The sequence below is a fragment of the uncultured Acidaminococcus sp. genome, from assembly GCA_900538365.1.
GTDB lineage: Bacteria > Bacillota > Negativicutes > Acidaminococcales > Acidaminococcaceae > Acidaminococcus.
This window is the reverse complement of the sequence record UPXT01000008.1, coordinates 50,521-56,520: the sequence shown is the minus strand read 5'-3', so window position 1 is coordinate 56,520 and position 6,000 is coordinate 50,521. Positions and strand designations below refer to the sequence as shown.

Sequence of the window (6,000 nt, the reverse complement as noted above, 5' to 3'; positions counted from 1 at the left end):
CCCCTTTATTTTGCAAGGACTATTTTTCCCTACCGAGAAACATTTTACGCTTAGGGTGGGCAGTGAATTTTTCAGGACAAGTTGGTCTCATCGCTTTGTTTCTTTTCTAACGCTTCGAGGGCTTTTTCCCTGCGTCGTTTCCGGAAGTAAACAGATCCTAACCCACCTAAGACCCCAATCAGGACAATCCATCCTGCCGCTTTCATGGGATTTAGATAGGTCACGGAGGCATCAAGATCGGAATCTTCACCCAAGGGCAGACGCCACATAAGGACCCTGCCGTCCTCACTGACGCTCGTTGCGTTGGCACTGTCGACACGGGTCGGCAGCTTCAGGATGAAGCGCAGGTCAAACTGACTCATGATGCTGCGCAGGATTCCCGCCGTACGGGGGTCTTTCATCGCCTCACGGGGGCTGAGCTGGACGGTTCTGTGAACGCTCACTGTATCAAAAAGAAATCCCCCATGATAGGTCACAACAGGCGCATGCCGTTCTGCTGGAAGGGCAGGGCGCAGGCCCTTATCCTCGGGCCCCGATTCAGCAGCCCCGTTATTTTTCACGGCATACTGAGCCGCATGGGACCACGTTTCAAAGTCATAGGTCCGCAGCAGCTTGGATTCCTTGATGTCCGAAAGCTGATTGTAGTGACGATGGGCGACAAACCCCTTATATTCACCTTCATCGACTTTTTGGACTGTATAACCATCTTTTTTGAAGTCCTCTTCAAAGGTCTCCGCCGTTGGCTGAAGGATGGGAAGCGTGACGAGCTTGGCCGTAAGATCCGCCGCTCCTAAGCGGGAAAGTTCTACCGTAATCTCTCCACGGGCACATCCTGTCAGGAGAAGGGACGCGGCGAGCGCCATGAGGACAAGGAACCGTTTCATCACAGGGCCCTCCCGGCAAACTTGTTTTTCGACAGGATGGCCACGGTCTCATCGCGCAGGACATTCTTGCGAACCTTGCCCAAAGCTGTTTTGGGAAGGGACTCAACAAGAAAATACTCCCGCGGCACCTTATAAGGGGCAATGCGGCCAATTAGGTACTGGCGCAGGGCCTTCTTATCAATGGTCTCTCCTTCCCGCGAAACCACATAAAGACAGATGGACTGACCCCGCAGGGCATCAGGGATGCCAATGACGGAACACTCCTCCACGCCAGGATAGGCACTTACAACCTCTTCAATTTCCCGCGGGTACACATTTTCACCGCTTGAAATAATCATATCTTTGACGCGATCGACAAGGAAGATAAAACCATCTTCATCCATGTACCCTACGTCACCGGTATGAAGCCAGCCATCCTTTTCAATGGCCTTAGCCGTCGCTTCCGGTAGATTGAGATAGCCAAGCATGACATTGGGACCCTTAACAAGAAGTTCCCCCCGTTCAAAATGAGGGATTTCCTCCCCATGGGCATTGATGATCTTTGCCTCAACATGGGCAATGGTCGGGCCAATAGAACCGGCCTTGACCTTATGGGGCAGGTTGACGGAGACAACCGGGGAGGCTTCAGAAAGGCCATATCCCTCAAGGACGGGACGGCCGAACTTAAGGGCAAAACTGCGGGCGAGGTCGAGCCCCAAAGGAGCCCCGCCGCTGATGAAATAACGGACAGAATCGACAGAATCAAGATCACGGCTCTCATGAAGAAGACGGTACACGGCTGGCACGCCAGTAAACATCGTTACACCGTACTGCTTTACAAGCCGCATGGCCGCCTTGAACTGGTAGACTGCCTGGATGACGATCCGTCCGCCGCGAAGCAGGGGACCGGCCACGCATACAGTCCAGGCAAAACAGTGATACATAGGAAGGACGCACAAGGCCGTATCATCTGCTGTCAAAGGAATCGATTCCATAAAATCACGGGCATTGGCGTAAAGGTTCCCGTGGCTGAGCATGGCCCCTTTAGGTTTGCCCGTCGTTCCCGATGTATAGATGATGGTCGACGGATCGTGTTCCGTAAGGGATACGGGCACAAATTCCCGGTCGGGCGCATGAAGCAGCTCATCAAAGGTAAGCTGCTTCAAAGGCGGGGCAGAAAGCTCCTGCAGCGGTTCCTCAAGAGGCAGCTTTTCCTTTACGACAAGAAGCTTCATTGCTGTATCCTTGACGATATAGGCAATCTCCCTCGGCACCAGCTGAAAATTAATGGGAACGATGACGCCGCCAGCCTTGATGACAGCAAAATAGGTGACAACGAATTCCAGGCAGTTCTTGCTGACAAGGCCGACACGGTCCCCCTTTTTTACACCCAGGGCTTCAAAATAAGCGGCCCAGCGCTCCACCAGGTCCTGAAACTCACCATAGGTAACGCTGCGATCCTGGTCAATGATGGCTTCCCGCTCCTTGGGATGATGGGCAAAAATATCGTGGAACAACATGGTTCTCCCTCCTTATGGCATAAAGGCAGGCCCCTATCTCCATGCCTTGCGGAAACAGGGGGGAATGCTCCCCCCTCCCTTGCCTAAACACCTAAAAATGAATACAATGATAACGAATGGATTTTAAAAATATTGCAGAAAGAAGTGGATCATTATGACAGAATTTCGGATTGGTGCCGCTGCTGAAGCAACGGTCATGGTCATGCACACAAACACAGCAAAAGCCATGAAGAGCGGCAGTCTCGATGTCTTTGCTACACCGGCCCTGGTTGCCCTTATGGAACAGGCTGCCTGCAACTTGGTGGAACCCCTTCTCGATGAGGATACGACAAGTGTCGGCATCAGTCTCAACATCTCCCATGACGCGGCAACCGCTGTTGGCCGCAGGGTAACAGCCAAGGCCGTTCTTGTCGGTGTCGACGGGCGCAAGCTTTCCTTTAAGCTCACGGCTTCCGACGAACACGGCATCATTGGACAAGGATCCCATGAACGCTTCCTGGTCAAAAAGGAAAAATTCATGAATAAGCTCAAGACAAGATACGACAGCTGATCAAAGGTTCCGCGTCAGGGTCTCCATGACCATGAGATTGCTGAGGACCCCGACCCCACCAGGAACAGGCGTATAAGCAGCCGCCTTCTTGAGCTTTGCCCCTTCAGAAATATCGCCCACCATTTTCCCATCAAGGGAAGAGAGCCCAATATCGACAAGGACGCAGTTTTCACGAACCATATCTTCGGTGATAAAGTTTGGTTTGCCAACGGCGCTCAAAATCACATCTGCCTGACTGAGAATGTTAGGCAGATTTTTCGTTTTGGAACGGCATACGGTGACTGTCGCATGGCGATCGACGAGCATGAGCGTGAGCGGACGGCCAACCACATCACCGTACCCCACCATGACGACCCGTTTGCCCACAAGGGGGATATGATAATAGTCAAGCAGGGCAATACAGGCCCGCGGCGTACAGGGGCCCCAAGGACTGATGCCCAGATAAAATTCTCCACTGTTCAGGGGATGGAGGCAGTCCATATCCTTTTTGGGATCAAGGCAGCTCATGAGAGCCATCTGCTTGATTTGAGGCGGTACCGGCATAAGGGGCAGGATTCCCGTCACAGCCGGATCATCGCTGAGGGCCCGAAGGGCGGCCTCAGCCTCCTGTTGAGTCACGCTCTCGGGCAATTCCACATCCCGCGTCCTAACGCCCAGGCTTTCAGCGCATTTCAAGAGACTCCGCTTATAGACATGGGCCGGTGCATTGTTTCCTATGATAAAAGTGGCCAAGGTTGCTTCGCATTCGGAAAACCGGGAGACCAGTTTTTCTCGAATCGCGTCAGCCACGGGCTTACCTTTAAGGACAAGCTGTCGTTTCACGTTGATTCATCCTTTCTTCGGGAATGAGGAGAGCAGCCCTCTCCCCATAAAAAAGACTGCAACAGTTTCCTCTAAGAAGACTGTTGCAGTCTGATAAGAATCCACCTGATTTTATTCTACTACAAGGAGCCCCACTGTGACAACGCTTTACCGGAACCAAACCGTTACAGCATCCCCTTCATGGAGAGTTGTCCCCGGCGGCGGGGATTGCTTGAAGCTGGTTCCGCTGCCAATGGGCAGGAGCTTGAGGCCGCCCTTTTGAAGGATCTCCATCGTCTCCCGCAGGGACCAGCCGGCAAGGTTGGGCAGGCGAACTGCCTTTTCCCCGCTGGGAACAAGACTGGGCAGGGCCCCTTCCTTTCCGTCATCCTTTTCTGCAAGTGAATCCATGGTCTTAAGATTGGCCTTATTGCTCGGCTGGACACCTTGAGCCACAAGAATCTGCTGCAGCGTATCACGGAAAATCGGTGCTGAGACCTGGGCCCCATAATAGGCACCTTTTGGAGAGTCGATCATGATGATCATGGCATAGCGAGGATTGTCACTGGGAACAAAGCCCACAAAGGAAGCAATATAGACACCGGGGATATACCCTCCTTTGGGAGAAAGCTTTTCTGCGGTTCCCGTCTTGCCTGCAATCTTGTAGCCTTTGATCTGGGCCGATTTGCCGCCCCCTTCAGAAACAACCTTTTCCATCATGGCCCGCATCTGGGAGGCCACTTCCGGCGTAATGACCTGACGGTCTACTTGGGTCTTGTTTTCCTTGATGACCTTGCCATCAGGGCTGGTCACTTTCTTTACGACATAAGGGCGGACGAGGTTTCCACCGTTTGCAATGGCGCAGATGGCCCGTAGCATCTGAAGCGGTGTGACAGCAATCCCCTGACCGATTCCCATGGTAGCGACATCAGAGGGAACCATGTCCTTTGGATTATAAAGGATTCCCACTTCTTCGCCCGGTACATCCGTTCCCGTAGCCTCACCAAAGCCAAAGCGCTTGGCATACTCGGTTTCCTTTTCTCCGCCGAGCTTGAGTCCCAGGGAAGCCATGCCCGTATTGACAGAAAACTTGATGATATCCTCGAACTTGATATTGCCCAATCCACGGCCGTCCCAGTTACGGATGCGCCGTCCGCCGACATCGATGGATCCTTCATCATGAAAGGGTGTCTCCGGCGTAATGATTTTTTCCATAAGGCCGGCGGAACCCATAATGGGTTTAAAGACGGACCCAGGCTCATAAATGATTCCTACGCCGCGGTTCATATAGGCCTCACTGGACGCGTCGTCAAAGTGATTGGGATCGAAAGTCGGCCGGCTTGCCATTCCCAAGATTTCTCCCGTATTGGGATCCATAAGGATTGCCGCGGCGCTTGCCGCCTTTGTCTTTTTGATGGCTTCGTCAAGTCCGCGCTCCAAGATGAACTGCATGCGTGCGTCAATGGTCAGCTGTACGGTATTCTTTCGCTGGATCTGGACCTCATTCAGGCCGGACGGTCCAATGAGGTTGCCCTTGGCATCCGTGTAATTGGTCTGCTTTTCCTTGACGCCGCGCAGATACGTATCCATGGAAGCTTCCACGCCTTCAAGCCCTTTATCATCGATTCCGACAAATCCGATGACTTGAGCGGCAAGGTTATCCTTGGGATAATACCGCTTGCTTTCCTCCTTGAAGTGAAATCCAGGGATTTTTTCTTCATCCAGTACCTCAGAAACTTCCTGGGCAACGCGGGGATCCAAGGTTCGTTTCACCCATAAGAACATTTTCTGCTTATCAGTAAAAAGTTCCATGAGCTCTGAAGCAGGCATCTGCAGAATGGGGGAAAGACGATTAGCAGCCACCTGCCGCACATCCCGAACCGGCATCTTGCCCTTTGGCCAGCGGTCAGGATCGTCAACCAGTTCCTGGGGATTGACGTAAAGTGACCGAGAAGCCACACTCACGGCCAGTTCTTCACCATTACGGTCTACAATGCTCCCGCGGGGCACAATTTCAAGGTTTTCTCCACTGATCTGATTCAGGGCCCAGTGGGCAAGAAAATCCTTTTGGACAAACTGCAGGTTCACAAGCTGCAGGATAATGGCACCGACAAACAAGACCATGGCAAGGCTCAAGATGCGGCTGCGTTCCTGTCCCTGCTTCAAGGTCCCGCGATCCCTTTCCAATGTTAGGATCCGGCGGCTGCGTTCATGCGCGGCAGACGCTGAAAAAGCACGGTCAGTTTCCGAGGGCTGCCTTCTTCGT

At 52.9% G+C, this 6,000-nt stretch carries 5 protein-coding genes; 1 reads left to right on the top strand and 4 read right to left on the bottom strand.

Annotated elements, in window-relative coordinates; genetic code table 11:
* Nucleotides 1-71: 71 nt before the first annotated feature.
* Both QZQ08_RS03090 and QZQ08_RS03085 read right to left on the bottom strand, forming a co-directional pair.
* On the bottom strand, nt 72-884 hold the full coding sequence (locus QZQ08_RS03090; RefSeq protein WP_296327700.1) for a hypothetical protein: 813 nt from the start codon (nt 882-884) through the stop codon (nt 72-74).
* Nucleotides 884-2,383: a class I adenylate-forming enzyme family protein gene (locus tag QZQ08_RS03085; RefSeq protein ID WP_296327686.1), complete on the bottom strand. Its 1,500-nt coding sequence runs from the start codon at nt 2,381-2,383 to the stop codon at nt 884-886. Before QZQ08_RS03085 ends, QZQ08_RS03090 begins: the two co-directional genes overlap by 1 nt.
* A gap of 154 nt (nt 2,384-2,537) precedes the next feature.
* On the opposite strand from QZQ08_RS03085, the gene QZQ08_RS03080 reads away from it, so the two are divergent.
* Nucleotides 2,538-2,933 carry a thioesterase family protein gene (locus QZQ08_RS03080; RefSeq protein ID WP_296327683.1) on the top strand — a complete coding sequence of 132 codons (396 nt, stop codon included), beginning with the start codon at nt 2,538-2,540 and terminating at the stop codon, nt 2,931-2,933.
* Here the strand turns inward: QZQ08_RS03080 and QZQ08_RS03075 are convergent, their stop codons facing one another.
* Both QZQ08_RS03075 and QZQ08_RS03070 read right to left on the bottom strand, forming a co-directional pair.
* Nucleotides 2,934-3,755, bottom strand: a complete 822-nt coding sequence (locus QZQ08_RS03075) for a bifunctional 5,10-methylenetetrahydrofolate dehydrogenase/5,10-methenyltetrahydrofolate cyclohydrolase (protein WP_296327680.1) — start codon at nt 3,753-3,755, stop codon at nt 2,934-2,936.
* A 147-nt stretch (nt 3,756-3,902) separates the two neighbouring features.
* On the bottom strand, nt 3,903-5,921 hold the full coding sequence (locus QZQ08_RS03070; RefSeq protein WP_296327677.1) for a penicillin-binding protein: 2,019 nt from the start codon (nt 5,919-5,921) through the stop codon (nt 3,903-3,905).
* Between the last annotated feature and the right edge of the window lie 79 nt (nt 5,922-6,000).

What these genes read in the sequence shown, in the direction of transcription:
- QZQ08_RS03090 (WP_296327700.1), bottom strand. Translation starts at nt 884, where the DNA reads ATGAAACGGTTCCTTGTCCTCATGGCGCTCGCCGCGTCCCTTCTCCTG.
- QZQ08_RS03085 (WP_296327686.1), bottom strand. Translation starts at nt 2,383, where the DNA reads ATGTTGTTCCACGATATTTTTGCCCATCATCCCAAGGAGCGGGAAGCC.
- QZQ08_RS03080 (WP_296327683.1), top strand. Translation starts at nt 2,538, where the DNA reads ATGACAGAATTTCGGATTGGTGCCGCTGCTGAAGCAACGGTCATGGTC.